General features: G+C 68.9%; 15 protein-coding genes and 2 pseudogenes. 11 read left to right on the top strand and 6 right to left on the bottom strand.

Annotated features, from left to right (window positions below):
• Together AC1DY5_RS17990 and AC1DY5_RS17985 are read right to left on the bottom strand one after the other, a co-directional pair.
• Positions 1 to 281: pseudogene (locus AC1DY5_RS17990) on the bottom strand (iron ABC transporter substrate-binding protein); the annotation flags it as partial.
• A 122-nt stretch (positions 282 to 403) separates the two neighbouring features.
• Positions 404 to 955, bottom strand: coding sequence for a PaaI family thioesterase (locus AC1DY5_RS17985; protein WP_478113471.1), 552 nt, complete (start codon positions 953 to 955; stop codon positions 404 to 406).
• A gap of 52 nt (positions 956 to 1,007) precedes the next feature.
• Here AC1DY5_RS17985 and AC1DY5_RS17980 point away from each other — a divergent pair, with 52 nt between their 5' ends.
• The 4 genes from AC1DY5_RS17980 to AC1DY5_RS17965 are packed head-to-tail and all read left to right on the top strand — an operon-like array spanning position 1,008 to position 4,845.
• Positions 1,008 to 1,472 (top strand): MarR family winged helix-turn-helix transcriptional regulator, encoded by a 465-nt coding sequence (locus AC1DY5_RS17980; RefSeq protein WP_478113469.1) that lies wholly within the window; start codon positions 1,008 to 1,010, stop codon positions 1,470 to 1,472.
• Positions 1,465 to 2,718 carry an MFS transporter gene (locus AC1DY5_RS17975; protein WP_478113468.1) on the top strand — a complete coding sequence of 418 codons (1,254 nt, stop codon included), beginning with the start codon at positions 1,465 to 1,467 and terminating at the stop codon, positions 2,716 to 2,718. Before AC1DY5_RS17980 ends, AC1DY5_RS17975 begins: the two co-directional genes overlap by 8 nt.
• Positions 2,715 to 4,118, top strand: coding sequence for an MATE family efflux transporter (locus AC1DY5_RS17970; RefSeq protein WP_478113466.1), 1,404 nt, complete (start codon positions 2,715 to 2,717; stop codon positions 4,116 to 4,118). Before AC1DY5_RS17975 ends, AC1DY5_RS17970 begins: the two co-directional genes overlap by 4 nt.
• A gap of 28 nt (positions 4,119 to 4,146) precedes the next feature.
• Positions 4,147 to 4,845, top strand: coding sequence for an SDR family oxidoreductase (locus tag AC1DY5_RS17965; protein ID WP_478113464.1), 699 nt, complete (start codon positions 4,147 to 4,149; stop codon positions 4,843 to 4,845).
• On the opposite strand, the gene AC1DY5_RS17960 is transcribed toward AC1DY5_RS17965, so the two are convergent.
• The 4 genes from AC1DY5_RS17960 to AC1DY5_RS17945 are packed head-to-tail and all read right to left on the bottom strand — an operon-like array spanning position 4,833 to position 7,554.
• On the bottom strand, positions 4,833 to 5,582 hold the full coding sequence (locus AC1DY5_RS17960) for an aldolase (RefSeq protein ID WP_478113463.1): 750 nt from the start codon (positions 5,580 to 5,582) through the stop codon (positions 4,833 to 4,835). The two genes, AC1DY5_RS17965 and AC1DY5_RS17960, sit on opposite strands and share 13 nt — an antisense overlap.
• A 19-nt stretch (positions 5,583 to 5,601) precedes the next feature.
• The gene (locus AC1DY5_RS17955) at positions 5,602 to 6,243 is read right to left on the bottom strand and encodes a 2-dehydro-3-deoxy-6-phosphogalactonate aldolase (protein WP_478113461.1); all 642 of its coding nucleotides are present in this window, start codon (positions 6,241 to 6,243) and stop codon (positions 5,602 to 5,604) included.
• Positions 6,240 to 7,136 (bottom strand): 2-dehydro-3-deoxygalactonokinase, encoded by an 897-nt coding sequence (locus AC1DY5_RS17950; protein ID WP_478113460.1) that lies wholly within the window; start codon positions 7,134 to 7,136, stop codon positions 6,240 to 6,242. Before AC1DY5_RS17950 ends, AC1DY5_RS17955 begins: the two co-directional genes overlap by 4 nt.
• A gap of 25 nt (positions 7,137 to 7,161) precedes the next feature.
• Positions 7,162 to 7,554 carry a RidA family protein gene (locus AC1DY5_RS17945; RefSeq protein WP_478097372.1) on the bottom strand — a complete coding sequence of 131 codons (393 nt, stop codon included), beginning with the start codon at positions 7,552 to 7,554 and terminating at the stop codon, positions 7,162 to 7,164.
• A 116-nt stretch (positions 7,555 to 7,670) separates the two neighbouring features.
• Between AC1DY5_RS17945 and AC1DY5_RS17940 the strand changes: the two genes are divergently transcribed.
• From AC1DY5_RS17940 to AC1DY5_RS17910, 7 genes and pseudogenes are all read left to right on the top strand, one after another.
• A complete protein-coding gene (locus AC1DY5_RS17940; protein WP_478113458.1) occupies positions 7,671 to 9,275 on the top strand; it encodes an ABC transporter substrate-binding protein in 1,605 nt (534 codons plus the stop codon).
• Positions 9,276 to 9,293: 18 nt separating this feature from the next.
• Positions 9,294 to 10,244 (top strand): ABC transporter permease, encoded by a 951-nt coding sequence (locus AC1DY5_RS17935; protein WP_478113456.1) that lies wholly within the window; start codon positions 9,294 to 9,296, stop codon positions 10,242 to 10,244.
• Entirely contained in the window at positions 10,241 to 11,107 is an 867-nt protein-coding gene (locus AC1DY5_RS17930) for an ABC transporter permease (protein ID WP_478113454.1), read from the top strand. The genes AC1DY5_RS17935 and AC1DY5_RS17930 overlap by 4 nt, the downstream gene beginning before the upstream one ends.
• Complete coding sequence (locus tag AC1DY5_RS17925) at positions 11,104 to 12,144, top strand: ABC transporter ATP-binding protein (protein WP_478113452.1); 1,041 nt, start codon at positions 11,104 to 11,106, stop codon at positions 12,142 to 12,144. The genes AC1DY5_RS17930 and AC1DY5_RS17925 overlap by 4 nt, the downstream gene beginning before the upstream one ends.
• On the top strand, positions 12,141 to 13,130 hold the full coding sequence (locus AC1DY5_RS17920; RefSeq protein ID WP_478113450.1) for an ABC transporter ATP-binding protein: 990 nt from the start codon (positions 12,141 to 12,143) through the stop codon (positions 13,128 to 13,130). The genes AC1DY5_RS17925 and AC1DY5_RS17920 overlap by 4 nt, the downstream gene beginning before the upstream one ends.
• Positions 13,131 to 13,146: 16 nt before the next feature.
• Positions 13,147 to 14,418 (top strand): amino acid deaminase, encoded by a 1,272-nt coding sequence (locus AC1DY5_RS17915; protein ID WP_478113448.1) that lies wholly within the window; start codon positions 13,147 to 13,149, stop codon positions 14,416 to 14,418.
• Positions 14,418 to 14,618 (top strand): annotated as a pseudogene (locus AC1DY5_RS17910) (RpiR family transcriptional regulator); the annotation flags it as partial. The gene AC1DY5_RS17915 and the pseudogene AC1DY5_RS17910, both read left to right, overlap by 1 nt.

The following is a 14,618-nucleotide window of genomic DNA, read 5'->3' as shown; positions in this document are numbered from 1 at the left end:
AGGTTGCCGATGTCGACCGTCATCAGCACGTCGGCCGGCGAGCGGGCGCCTTCGGCCTTGACGCGTTCGAGCAGGCCGTCCTTCACGAACACAGTGTTGACCTTGATGTCGTTCTGGGCGCTGAAGGCGGCCAGCAGCGGCTGGATCAGGCCCGGCTCGCGGGTCGTGTAGAGCGTGACTTCGCCGGCGGCGTGGGCCGGCAGGGCGGCGGCCAGCAGGAAGAGGGCGGTTGCGCCCAGCGCGAGGGTCGCGCGGGCGGTCGCGCGAGGGCGTGCGGTCATGAAGCGTCTCCAGGGACAGTGAGGATGATCGGCATCGGCGCCCGCGACTCGCGAGCGTCAATGCGAATCATTATCACTGTCGGTTCCTGGGCGCTCGCTCAATGCACCCAGACATCTGAGGCTTAATCGCCTCGGCGGCTCGGCAGTTCGAACACCAGGCAGGTGGTCGTGGCGTGTGCGTACAGGGTGCCATCGGCACCGACGATGCGGGCCTCGGCGGTCGCCAGCTGCCGTCCGCAGTGCAGCACCTTGCCTTCGGCGCGTACGCGCTGCACCTTGGGCGTCAGCGCCTTCACCAGCTTCACGCCGAGTTCGGCGGTTGTGTAGCCGCGGCCGGCCGGCATCAGGGTGTGCACGGCGCAGCCCAGCGCTGAATCGAGCAGCGTCGCGAACCAGCCGCCATGGATGGTGCCGAGCGGATTCAGGTGCTCGGCCTTCGGCGCGCCCTGGAATACCGCGCGCCCGGGGCTCACCTCGATCAGCTGGAAGGACAGCGTTTTGGCGATCGCGGCATAGGGGATCTCGGCCCGCAGCATGGCTTGCAGCATCTCGAGGCCGGTCTTGCCCGCGACCTGCTCCGGCCGGGCCACGCCGGGACCGGGCCCCGCATCCAGGCGTTCGGTGATGGCCGCTTCCTCAGCGATCCAGGCGCTCAGTTGTTCGGTCGATGACATTCGGTTTCCCCTAACAGTTGCATATGCAATGATTGTAGCTACAATTGTAGCCATGAACGCCATCGCAAAGCCCCAGGGCTGTACCAATTTCAGGCTGCGGCACCTGGTGCGGCAAGTCTCGCGCCTCTATGACGCCGAGGTCGCCAAGAGCGGCCTCAAGACCACGCAGTACTCGCTGCTGTCGCATGTGCTGCACCTCGGACCGATCCGTCCGGTCGACTTGGCGAAGGCGATGGGGGTCGACGCCTCGACGCTGACGCGCAACCTCAAGCCGATGATCGTCGCCGGCTGGCTCGCGCAGGGCGACGGTCCCGATGCACGCAGCCAACTGGTCACCATCACCGACGACGGCCGCCGGAAGCGCAGCGAGGCGCAGCGCCACTGGCGCGACGCCCAGGAAAAGCTCAACGCGCTGCTCGGCGTCGAGCGCGTGTTGGCGCTGCACCAGCTGGTCGACGAGAGCATCGCCCTGCTGCAGGGCACGGACGAGATCGCCGAAGGAGAGTTCGATGAATGACAAGACCACCGCGGGCACGACGCCCGTTGCCCGCCATGCCGTCTGGCTGGTGCTGCTGGCCGCGGCCGGCGCCTTCGCGCTGACCATGGGCGTGCGCCAGACGATGGGACTCTTCCTGTCCTCGCTCAACACCGCGACCGGCCTGGGCATCGGCAGCATCAGCCTGGCCTTCGCCTTCGGCCAGCTCTGGTGGGGCCTCACGCAGCCCTTCGCCGGCGCCGTGGCCGACCGCATCGGCACCGGCCGCGTGATCTTCTTCGGCGTGCTGCTGGTGGCGCTGGGTACTTTCATCACGCCGCTGATGACCAGCACCGCCGGCCTGATATTCGCCATCGGCGTGCTGGCCGCGGGCGGCGCCGGGATGGCCGGGCCGTCGGTGCTGATGGCGGCCACCACGCGGCTGGTGCCGGCGCACAAGCGCGGCCTGGCCACCGGCGTGGTCAACGCGGGCGGCTCCTTCGGCCAGTTCGCGATGGCGCCGATCGCGATCGGGCTGATGGCCGCGGTCGGCTGGGCCAGCGCGATGCAATGGCTGGCGATCCTGATCCTGCTGGCGCTGCCGGCGGTGTGGGTGCTCAAGGGCAACTCGAAGCAGCTCGCCGCGCAATCGGCAGCCGCCAGCGGCAACCGGCCGCTGACCGCGCGCCAGGCGATCAGCCAGGCCATCGCAACGCCGAGCTACCGCTACCTGAGCCTCGGCTTCCTGGTCTGCGGCTTCCATGTCGCCTTCCTCGCCACCCACCTGCCGGGCGTGGTCGCCGCCTGTGGCCTGCCGCCCGAGATCGGCGGCTGGGCGCTCGGCATGATCGGCCTCTTCAACATCGTCGGCAGCCTGGCGATGGGCTGGGCGGTCGGTCGCTGGCGCATGAAGTCCTTACTGGCGCTGCTCTATGCAACGCGCGGGCTCGCGGTGCTGATCTTCCTGCTGGCGCCCAAGACGCCGGCCGTGATGCTGGTCTTCGCGGCCGTGATGGGTGTGACCTTCCTGTCGACCGTGCCGCCCACCGCAGGCCTGGTCGCCAAGATGTTCGGCCCGGCCAACATGGCGATGCTGTTCGGCATCGTGATGCTGGCGCACCAGGTCGGCGGCTTCCTCGGCGCCTTCCTCGGCGGCTATGTGTTCCAGGCCACCGGCAGCTACGACATCGTCTGGTACATCGACATCGTGCTGGCGGTCGGCGCGGCGCTGGTCAACCTGCCGATCCGCGAGGCGCGGCCGATGCTGGCGGGAAGGGCGTTGGCATGACGGTCCTGGACCCGCGGACCCGGCGGCTGCTCGAGGCGCCGATCGTTCCGACCCTGCTGCGGCTGGCCGCGCCTAACGTGGTCGTGATGGTCGCGCAGGCCTCGGTCGGCCTGATCGAGACCTTCTTCGTCGGCAAGCTCGGCACCGACGCGCTGGCCGGGATGGCGCTGGTGTTCCCGATCGTGATGCTGATGCAGATGACCTCGGCCGGCGCGATGGGCGGCGGCATCGCCTCCTCGATCGCCCGCGCGCTGGGCGCGCGCCGGCGCGACGATGCCGACGCGCTGGTGCTGCACGCGATCGCGATCGCGATCGGCTTCGGCCTGCTGTTCATGCTGGCGATGCTGCTCGGCGGCCGCTGGCTGTTCACGCTGATGGGCGGCACCGGCGCGTCGCTCGAAGCGGCCCTGATCTATTCGCACGTGGCGTTCTCGGGCGCGGTGCTGGTGTGGCTGTTCAACTCGCTGGCCGCGGTGGTGCGCGGCACCGGCAACATGGCGGTGCCGGCCAACGTCACGGTGGCTGGCGTCGCCGTGTTGATCCCGCTGTCGCCGCTGCTGATCTTCGGCTGGGGCCCGATCCCGGGCCTCGGCATCGCGGGCGGCGCGGTGGCGCTGCTGGTGTACTACCTTGGCGGCACGCTCGCGCTGTGGGTCTATCTGCGATCGTCGCGCAGCCTGCTGAAGCCGTCGTGGGCGAAGGTGCATTTCCGTTGGCCGTTGTTCCGCGACATCTTGCGCATCGGTCTTGTGGGCGCCGTCTCCACGATCGCCACCAATCTGTCGATCGGCATCGCGACCGCGCTGACGGGCCACTTCGGTCCGGGCGCGATCGCCGGCTACGGCACCGCGTCGCGGCTCGAATACCTGCTGGTGCCGCTGGTGTTCGGCCTCGGCGCGCCGTTGGTCGCGATGGTCGGCACCTGCATCGGTGCCGGGCAGCGCGAGCGCGCCCTGCGCGCCACCTGGGCCGGTGCGGCGATCGCCTTCGCGCTCTCGGGCGCGATCGGCCTGGCCGCGGCATTGTTCCCGCGGCCATGGCTGCTGCTCTTCGGCAACGATCCGGCGATGCTCGAGGCCGGCTCGCAGTACCTGCGTGCGGTCGGGCCGTTCTACGGCTTCTTCGGCGTCGGGCTGGTGCTGTACTTCGCGTCGCAGGGCGCGGGCCGCCTGCTGTGGCCCGTGCTCGGCAACCTCGCGCGCCTGATCGTGGCCGGCGTCGGGGGCTGGCTGGCGCTGCGTTGGGGCGGCGACCTGCTGCACGTCTTCGCGGTGCAGGGCGCGGCGCTCGTGGTGTACGGCGTCGTCATCGCCTCGGCGATCGCCGGCGGGGCCTGGTTCGGCCGCGTCGGCTGGCCGCGCAGCACGAGCGCGCTGCTGCGCCGGCGCCAGGCTTCCTGATTTTCATCAACCGTTTCGAAAGCTCAACATGAACCTCAAGGACTCCGTCGTCTTCATCACCGGCGCCAACCGCGGCCTCGGCCTGGCCTTCGCGAAGGCCGCGCTCGCGGGCGGTGCCAAGAAGGTCTACGCCGCCGCGCGCGACCCCAAGAGCATCACGCTGGCCGGCGTCCATCCGATCGAGCTCGACGTCACCCGGCCCGAGCAGGCCGAGGCCGCGGCGCGCGAGTGCGGCGATGTCACGCTGCTGATCAACAACGCCGGCATTTCGCGCGGTGTGAGCCTGCTTGGCCCGGTGGACGGCTTCGACGCGGCGCGGGCCGAGTTCGAGACCAACTTCTTCGGCCCCTGGGCGCTGGCCCGCGCCTTCGCGCCGGTGCTGGCCGCCGGCGGCGGCGGCGCGATCATCAACGTGCTGTCGATCCTGAGCTGGCTCAGCCTGCCGGGTTCCGCCACCTACAGCGCATCGAAGTCGGCCGCCTGGTCGTTGAGCAACGGCCTGCGCACCGCCTTGCGCGAGCAGGGCACGCAGGTGCTGAGCCTGCATGTCGCCTTCATGGACACCGACATGACGAGCAAGATCCCGGGCCCCAAGGCCTCGCCCGACGAGGTGGTTCAGCAGACCTTCGCGGCGCTCGAAGCCGGGCAGTTCGAGGTGCTGGCCGACGCGTTGACCCGGCAGGTCAAGCAGGGCCTGTCGACCGAGGCGCCGCCCTATGCGAGCTGAGCGATTCGCGGCGCCGRCAACAGGCGCCTGAGGGCCTCGAAGAACAGCTCGGACTGCTCCCGTTCGCCCTGGGTCTGCGCCGCCACGTGCGCGGCCAGCGCGGGATCGACCGGCTTCAAGGGCCGGCCGGTGGACTGCGCGATCACTTGGTGCAGGCAGGCGCGCTCGAGGTAGTAGAGATCGTCGTAGGCATGGGCGATGGTGGCGCCAGCCACCACCACGCCGTGGTTGGCGAGGAAGGCGATGTCCTTGCCGACCATCGCGCGGGCAATGCGCTCGCCCTCGCGGTCGTCGAGCGCCAGGCCGTTGTACGCGGCATCGATCGCGATCCGGTGCATGAAGCGCATCGCGTTTTGGCTCAGGGTCGGGTCGAGCGCGCGATCGGCCGTGAGCGTCAGCGCCGTCGCATAGGGCATGTGGCAATGCAGCACCACCGCATGGCCCGTGATCCGATGCACCGCGCCATGGATGAAGAGGGCGGTCGGCTCGACCCGGTGACGGCCCGCAAGGACCTCGCCGTGGACGTCGATCAGTACGATGTCGTCGGCTCCGATTTCGCTCCAGTGCAGTCCGCGCGGATTGATCAGGTAGCGGTCCTGGGTGCCCGGCAGCATGACGCTGAAATGGTTGCACACACCTTCGGACAGGCCGTGGTGCGCGGCGGCGCGCAAGGCGAGCGCGAGGTCCTGGCGCAGGGTGCGGACGGCGGGGCTGGCGTAGTCGGATTCTGCGGACATGGCTGGGCTCGACGTGGGTTCAGGTGCGCAGCGCGCGGTGGAATGCGGCGACGAAACGCAGTGCGTCCTCGCGCACCGCGGCCGCGCTCTTGCCCGGCTTGTAGAGCGCCGAGCCGATGCCGAAGCCGGCCGAGCCGGCGGCACGCCAGGCCTCCATGTTGTCCGGCGTGATGCCGCCGACCGGCATCAGTGGCGTGCCCTTCGGCAGCACCGCGAGCATCGCCTTGACCACCGCCGGCGAGGCCAGCTCGGCCGGAAAGAGCTTGAGTCCGGTGGCGCCCGCGGCCAGGGCGCCGAAGGCCTCGGTCGGGGTCATGACACCGGGCAGGCTCACGAGGCCCAGCCGCGCCGCTTCGGCGATCACTTCGGCGTTGAAATTGGGTGCCACGATCAGTTCGCCGCCGGCGGCATGCACCTCGCGCACCTGCTGCGCGTTCAGCACGGTGCCGGCGCCGACCAATGCCTGCGGGAAGCGCTGCCGCATCAGCGCGATGCTTTCGAGCGGCTGCGGGGAGTTCAGCGGCACCTCGAGCAGGCGGAAGCCGGCGTCGACGATCGCATCGCCCACGGCCGGCGCCTCGGCCGGCGTCAGGCCGCGCAGGATCGCCACCAGCGGAAGTGCCTGCATGGCGGCGGAAAATCGGGTCGTTGCGGAGGTCATGGTCTTCTGTGGTTCGAGGAATGAAGTGCGTGATGGCCGGCCCAGGTGGCTTCGGCGCCGAGCGTGCGTGCCTGGTTGCCGGCGGCCTGCAGCGCCAGCAGGTAGCGCTGCGTGAGCGCGGGCGCGCCGATCAGCACCACCTCGACCGCGGAGTGGACCGACTGGGTGCGCAGTTCCTCGCCGATCAGGATGCCCGACAGGTAGCTCGACAGCTCGCGCGCCGGCATGCGGTCGAACAGGGCCAGCGTGCGCGCGCCGAAGGCGTTGTGCAGCAGGCCCTGGCCATTGTCGGACTGCGTCACGCCCTGCAGGAAGGCGGCCTCGTCGAGTGCGGCCGAGGTGTCGAGCGTGCGGGCCAGGATCGAATGCTGGCTCAGCAGCGCATAGAACTCGCCGGTCATGAAGGTGCGGAAGCCGGTCACCATGCCGTTCTTCACGCGGGCCCATTTGTTGTGCGTTCCAGGCAGCACGAAGAGGCCGTCGCGCAGTCCGGTCAGCGCCATGGCGCCGAAGATTTGGACTTCTTCGCCGCGCATCACGTCGGGCACGCCGTCGTGGCTGTCGCTCAGGCCCGGCACCATCGAGATCCGTCCGGGTTCGATCTCGAGGATCTTGCGGCGCACCTCGGTCAGGCCGGCAGGGCAGGCGCAATATGGCGCCTCGACCCAGCCCTGCTTGCTGCCGGCCATGCCGGAGATCATGCAGCGGGTGCCGTGCGGGCGCATCCAGTCGGCGAACAGCGTTTCGAACACCGCGGTGAAACCGCCCGGCTTCACGTTCAGGATGCCGCGCGGGTGGCTCTGCTCCTCGAGCACGCGGCCGTCGGCGTCGAGCAGGGCGCCGCGCAGCGAGCTGGTGCCCCAGTCGACGGCAACGAGGTGTCCGTGCGTCATCGGTTTCTGCTCCGGTGAAGCGTTCTCAGCCGCGCGGCTTGTAGGCCGTGACGTCGATCTCGACCTTGGCGTCGATCATCAGCCGGGACTCGACGGTCGAACGGGCCGGCCGATGGTCGCCCAGGCATTCCATGTAGACGCGGTTGAAGCTGCCGAAGTCGCGCGCATCGTTGAGCCAGACGCTGACCTTGGCGATGTCGGCCAGCGTGCAGTCGGCCAGCGCGAGGGCCTGCTCGATGCGCTTGAACACCTGGCGTGTCTGGGCCTCGATGCCGCCGACGATGACCTGGCCCTGGTCGTCCGTGGGCACCTGTCCGGAGACGAAAACGAAGTCGCCTGCGCGCGTGGCGGGGGACAACGGGCGGGCCTGGCGGTCGGAGGCGATCGGCGACTGGCCGAGCATTTCAACGTGGGACATAAACAAAAATCTACTTGTAAGAAAATTACAGAAAAGACAAGGGTAAACCCCTGTTTGACGTACAAATCGCAGAGAAATACGATCGGCGATGTAATGTTATTACTCACGGAGTCGCGATGCAATCGTCCGCCAACACTGTAGCCACATCTGGTTTCTCCTGGTTGAAACCCCTGCGCGCGTCGCCATGGCGACGGTTCACGGGGGCGCTCGCCGCCGCCGCAGCACTGGGGCTGGGAGCCGGCGTGGCGCACGCCGATCTGCCCAAGGGCGGCGCCGCCAACCTCGCGATGGTCGGCGAGCCGCAGGGCCTGGACCCGATGGTCAGCACCGCCGACCTGGTCGGCACGATCATGCAGCACGTCTACGAGCCGCTCTACACCTTCGATGCCAACTGGAACGTGGCGCCGATGCTGGCCGAAGGCATGCCGGTGGTCTCGAAGGACGGCCTGACCTACACGATCGCGATCCGCAAGGGCGTGAAGCTGCACAACGGGCGCGACCTGAACGCCGACGACGTGGTCGCTTCGCTGCAGCGCTGGATGGAACTCTCGCCGCGCGGCAAGTCGGTCGGCAAGGAGGTCGCGTCGCTGACCGCCAAGGGCTCGCTCAGCGTCGAGCTCAAGCTGAAGAGCCCGTATGCCCCGCTGCTGGCGCAACTGGCGTTGCCGAGCGGCATGGCCGCGATCATGGCCAAGGAAAGCATCGCGCCGCAGCTCAAGGAATTCATCGGCACCGGCCCCTACAAGTTCAAGGAGCGCCGGCCCGACCAGTTCACGGTGCTGAGCCGCTTCGACGGCTACAGCGCGCGCAAGGAGGCGCCGAGCGGCTATGCCGGCCGCCGCGAAGCCTTGCTTGACGAGCTGCGCTTCGTGCCGGTGCCAAACGCCAACACGCGCGTCGAAGGCTCGCTCTCGGGCCAGTTCCAGTACGCCGACCTGCTGCCGGTCGAGGCCATCGGCCGGATCGAGAAGGGGGCGCCGGCGGTGGTGCCGATCGTGACCAAGAACTTCGGCTTCCCCTACATTGTGTTCAACACCAAGGAAGGCGTGCTGGCCTCGCAGCCGCTGCGCCGCGCGGTGCAGACCGCGGTCGGGCAGGGCGAATTGATGGCGGCCGGCTTTGGCGACAACCGCTTCTTCGTGGTCGAGCCGAACTTCTTCCCGAAGGGCACGCCGTACTACGCAGCGGCCGGAAGCAATGCCTACAACACGCGCAACCCACAGGCCGCCAAGGAAGCCGCCGCCAAGGCCGGCTACAACGGCCAGCCGATCCGCATCATGGCCAGCCGCCAGTACGAGTTCCACTACAACATGGCGCTGGTCATGTCCGAGCAGCTCAAGAAGGCCGGCTTCAAGACCGACCTGCAGGTGGTTGACTGGGCCACGCTGGTGCAGCGGCGCAACGACGCCAAGCTGTGGGATGTGTACTTCACGCATTCGGGCCTGTTCCCCGAGCCGATGCTGTCGCCGCCGCAACTCGGCGACGACGCGCCGGGCTGGTGGGATTCGGCCACGAAGAAGTCGACATTGCAGGCCTTCAACCAGGAATCCGACGCCGCCAAGCGCGGCGCGCTGTGGGGCGCGGTGCAGCAGACGGTGTATGACGAGGTGCCGTTCATCGAGGTCGGCAAGTTCAACGGGCTGTCGGCGCGCTCGGCCAAGCTCGAGGGCTACACGCCCGCGATCTGGCCCTTCTTCTGGAACACCGGCCTGGCCAAGTAAGCCGACACGGAACGCTCCATGCTGCGCTTCTTGCTTACCCGCCTGGCCGGGGCCCTGGTGGTGCTCGCCATCGTCGCGGTGCTGGTCTTCGCACTGACCCGGCTGGCCTCCGGCGACCCGGTGGCGCTGTTGCTAGGCGACCAGGCGACCACCGCCGACATCGCGAAGGCCCGCATCCAGTACGGCCTCGACAAGCCGCTGACGACACAGTTCGTGCTGTGGGTCGGCGAACTGCTGCAGGGCAACCTGGGCCAGTCGCTGTTCCTGCAGCGGCCGGTGGCGCAGGCGCTGCTGGAGCGTGCCGAGCCGACGCTGTTCCTGGCGCTGTTCGCGGTCAGCATCGCCGCACTGATCGGCATCCCGGCCGGCATGGCGGCCGCCATCTGGCGCGGCAGCGCGGCCGACCAGGCGGTCAGCGGCGTGGCGATGCTGGGCGCCAGCATCCCGAGCTTCTGGCTCGGCCTGATCCTGATCCAGTTCTTCGCGGTCAAGCTCGGCTGGTTCCCGGCCTCGGGCTATGGCGATCCGAGCGCGTCGCTGCACGAGCGGCTGCAGCATCTGCTGTTGCCGGCGCTGGTGCTGGGCCTGCTCAACTCGGCGCTGATCATCCGCTTCACGCGCGCCTCGATGCTCGACATCCTCGGCGAGGACTACGTGCGCACCGCGCGCGCCAAGGGCCTTCCCGAGCGCGTGATCATGGTCAAGCACGTGCTGCGCAATGCGCTGGTGCCTATCGTCACGGTGCTCGGCCTCACGCTGGCGCTGATGATCGGCGGCACGGTCGTGACCGAGACCGTCTTCAACCTGCCCGGCGTCGGCAACCTGGTGGTGCGCGCGGTGCTCCGGCGCGACTATCCGGTGATCCAGGGCACGCTGCTGGTCATTGCGGCGATCTACGTCTTCATCAACCTCGGCGTCGATTTCATCTACACGCTGGTCGATCCGCGCATCCGGCTGGAGGGCAAATGAGAGCCGATTTTTCTTCCTGGCTTGGCAGTGCGATGCCGGTGGCCCGCCGCTTGTTCGCGCGCAAGATCGTGCTCGCCGCGGCGCTGGTGCTGCTGCTGGTGGTCGGTGTCGCGCTGCTGTATCCGATGCTGTCGGATGCCGACCCCGGCGCCATCGAGATCGGCCAGCGCCTGCATGCGCCTTCGCTGGCCCACTGGGCCGGCACCGACGAGCTGGGCCGCGACGTGATGCTGCGCATCGTGCACGGCGCGCGCTATTCGCTCTTGATCGGCGTCATCACGGCCGCGGGTGCGGTGCTGTTCGGCACGCTGCTGGGCATGCTCGCGGGGTTCTTTCGCCGCCTCGACGCACCGCTGATGCGGGTGGTCGACGCGATGATGTCCTTCCCCGACATCCTGCTCGGCATTGCGCTTGTGTCGATCCTCGGCGTCTCGCTGTGGAACGTGATGCTGGCGCTGGTGATCGTCTACACGCCGCGCGTGGCGCGGGTGATGCGCGCCACCACGCTGGTGCTGCGCGAGCTGCTGTTCGTCGATGCGGCGCGGGCGCTCGGCGTGCGCACGCCGCGCATCCTCTGGAAGCACATCCTGCCGAACCTAATGTCGCCGATCCTGGTCCAGGTGACCTTCATCTTTGCCTACGCCATCCTGGCCGAGGCGGGCCTGTCCTTTCTCGGTGTCGGCGTGCCGCCCGACATCCCGACCTGGGGCACGATGATCGCGGGCAGCCTTGACTACGCCGACCGCGCCTTCTGGACCATCTTCTGCCCCGGTCTCGCGATCGTGCTCACCGCGCTGTCGCTGCAGATGCTTGGCGACGGCGTGCGAGACCTGCTCGACCCCAAGCTGAGGAAGGCCGCATGAAGCCGAACAATCTTGCATCGCCCCGGCTTGAAGTGCAGGGCCTGTCGACTTCCTTTGCCACCGAGGCCGGCCGCATCCAGAGCGTGGCCGACGTCTCGTTCGCGATCCGCCCCGGCGAGACGCTGGCGCTGGTTGGCGAATCGGGCTCGGGCAAATCCGTCACCAGCCTCACGCTGATGGGCCTGCATGCCAAGACCTCGCATGCGCAGGTCGAGGGCCAGGCCTGGTTCGTCAGGCGCGACGGCCGACGCGTGAACCTGCTCGACATGCCCGAGGCCGAGAAGCGCGCGCTGCGCGGCAACGAGCTCGGCATGATCTTCCAGGAGCCGATGACCAGCCTGAATCCGGTGCTGACCATCGGCGAGCAGATCGCGGAGTCGGTGCGCCTGCACTTGAAGCTGGAACGCAAGGCCGCCCACGCGCATGCGCAGCGCATGCTCGAACTGGTCGAGATCCCGGCCGCGGCGCAGCGCGTCAACGAGTATCCGCATCAGCTCTCGGGCGGCATGCGGCAGCGCGTGATGATCGCGCTGGCGATGGCCTGCAACCCGACCCTGCTGATCGCCGACGAGCCGACCACCGCGCTCGATGTCACGATCCAGGCCCAGATCCTCGCGCTGATGGGCCGGCTGCAGAAGGAGACCGGCATGAGCATGCTGTTCGTCACCCACAACCTCGGCGTGGTCGCGCAGTACGCCGATGCGGTGGCCGTGATGTATGCCGGGCGCATCGTCGAATCGGCGCCGGTGCACGACCTGTTCGCGCGACCCGAGCATCCGTACACGCGCGGCCTGCTGGCCTGCCTGCCGGGCGTGGCGCGGCGGCGCGGCACGCCGGTGGCTGCCGGCAAGCGCCCGCAACTGGTGGCAATCCCGGGCCAGGTGTCGAGCCCGTTCGCACCGCCGCCGGGATGCGCCTTCGCGCCGCGCTGCGGCTTCCGTCGCGAGGCCTGCGATGCCCGCATGCCGATGCTCGAGACCAGCGGGGGCGGGCGCATGCTCCGCTGCATCGGATTCACCGAGGAACTGGCCGCATGACAAGCACGACATTGGCGAGCGACAACCTGCTCGAGATCCGCCAGCTGACCAAGCACTTCGGCAAAGGCAGTCATCCGGTGCGTGCCGTGGACGACGTGAGCTTCGACATCCGCAAGGGCGAGACCCTGGGGCTGGTCGGCGAATCGGGATCCGGCAAGAGCACCATCGGCCGGCTGCTGACCCGTCTGGTCGACCCGACCGGCGGCGAGATGCGCTACCAGGCGCAGGGCTCCGACGCCGCGCCGCAAGACCTGGCGCGGCTGTCGCAGTCGCAGTTCAGGCCGCTGCGATCGAAGGTGCAGATCATCTTCCAGGACCCGTATGCGAGCCTCAACCCGCGCATGCGCATCCGCGAAGTGCTGGCCGAAGCGCTCGACACGCACGGGCTTGCCAAGGGCGCGGCGCGCAAGCCGCGCATCCAGCAGTTGCTGCAGCAGGTGGGGCTGCGCCCCGAGCATGCCGATCGGTTTCCGCACGAGTTCTCCGGCGGCCAGCGCCAGCGCATCGGCATCGCGCGGGCGCTGGCGGTCGAGCCGCAGTTCATCGTCGCCGACGAGCCGTTGTCGGCGCTCGACGTCTCGATCCAGGCCCAGGTTGTCAACCTGCTCGGCGAGCTGAAGGAACAACTGGGCCTCACGCTGCTCTTCATCTCGCACGATCTCGACGTGGTCGAGTACCTCTGCGATCGGGTGGTCGTGCTGTACCTCGGCCGCGTGTTGGAGATCGCGCCCACCGAGGCGCTGTATGCGAATCCGCGCCATCCCTACACGCGTGCCCTGCTGGCTGCGGCGCCGATTCCCGACCCGGCCCAGCGCCGCGTCGTCCCGTTGCTGCAGGGCGACCTGCCGAGCCCGGCGAATCCGCCCTCGGGCTGCGTGTTCCGCACCCGCTGCCCGCTGGCCGAGGCGCGCTGCGCGAGTGTCGACATGCAGCTGCGCGAGGTGCAGACTGGCCACTGGCATGCCTGCTGGCGCGACGATCTTTGAGTAACCTTCGCACACCATGACCCAAGATCCGATCCTCGACCACTGCAGCAAGAGCTATCCGCTCGAGGCTGCGCCCTGCCGCGCGGCCGACATCGGCGAGAAAGGGTGGAACGTGCTAGCCGACGACCTGTCGTACCCCCTGGCCGTCATCCACCGTTCCGCGCTCGCGCACAACATCGCGTGGATGCAGGCCTATGCGCAGCGCAAGGGCATTGCGCTGGCGCCGCACGGCAAGACCACCATGTCGCCCGAGCTGTTTGCGCAGCAACTCGCCGGCGGCGCGTGGGGCATGACATTCGCCACCATCTTCCAGCTCGCCGTCGGCGTCGAAGCGGGTGCGCGCAACGCCATCATCGCCAATCAGGTGCTGTGCGATGCCGACCTCGACGGGCTGGACATGCTGCTCGCCGGCCATAACGACCTGCGGGTCTGGTTCCTGGTCGATTCGCTCGCGCAGCTCGCGCTGATCGAGGACTGGGCGAGGCGCCGGGACTCCCGGCGCTGCTTCGACGTGCTGCTGGAGATCGGCATCCCCGGCCAGCGCACCGGCTGCCGCACGCTCGAAGAAGCGCTCGCGCTGGCCGCCGCCATCGCGCGCTCGCCGGCCGTTCAGCTGAGGGGCATCGAGTGCTACGAAGGCGGGCTGGCCCGCTGCGACAGCGAACACGACGCGCGCGAGGTCACAGCACTCGTGGGCCGCGTCCTGGAGGTGGCCCGCCGATGCGATGCGGAGCAGCTCTTTGGCGACGGCCCCGTGATGCTCACGGCCGGCGGTTCGGCGGTCTTCGACCTGGTCGTGCCGCTGCTGCGCGCGCAGGGCTTGTCGCGGCCGGTGCAGGGCGTCTTGCGCTCGGGCTGCTACATCACGCACGACAACGGCAACTACGCGCGCTTCCTGAAGCAGGTCGAGCAGCGCGAAGGGCTGGACGCCTCGCTGCGCGCGGCCTTAGAAGTCTGGGCGATGGTGCAGTCGGTGCCCGAACCCGGGCTGGCGCTGCTGACCTGCGGACGCCGCGACATTTCCTACGACCTGGAGATGCCGATCCCGGTGCGCCATGCGCCGCGCGGCGCGCGAACGGCAGCCGAAACGCCCGCCGGCTGGAAGATAAGCGCCCTCAACGATCAGCATGCCTATCTGCGATTCGATCCCGCGGGCGCGGCGCCGCAGGTCGGCGATCGGGTGGCGCTCGGCATCTCGCACCCCTGTACGACCTTCGACAAGTGGCGCTGGCTGGCGCTGGTCGAGGACGACATGGCGGTCACGGGTGCCATCAGCACGCGCTTCTGATGACTGCGATCCACAACGCATCCGTCCATCTGCTGCAGCGCCTGCGCGAGCGCATGGACGAACTGCCGGCCGCGCAGCGCAGCGTGGTCCAGTGCGTTATCGAGGATCCGCGCGCCGCCGTCGCCGCCACCGTGGAGCAGCTCGCGCAGCAGGCCGGTGTCTCGATGCCGACCATCGTGCGCACCTGCCGCAGCTTCGGC

Source organism: Variovorax sp. P4_D9, from assembly GCF_056401695.1.
The sequence above is the reverse complement of the archived record's forward strand: the minus strand, read 5'-3'. Positions and strand labels throughout refer to the sequence as shown.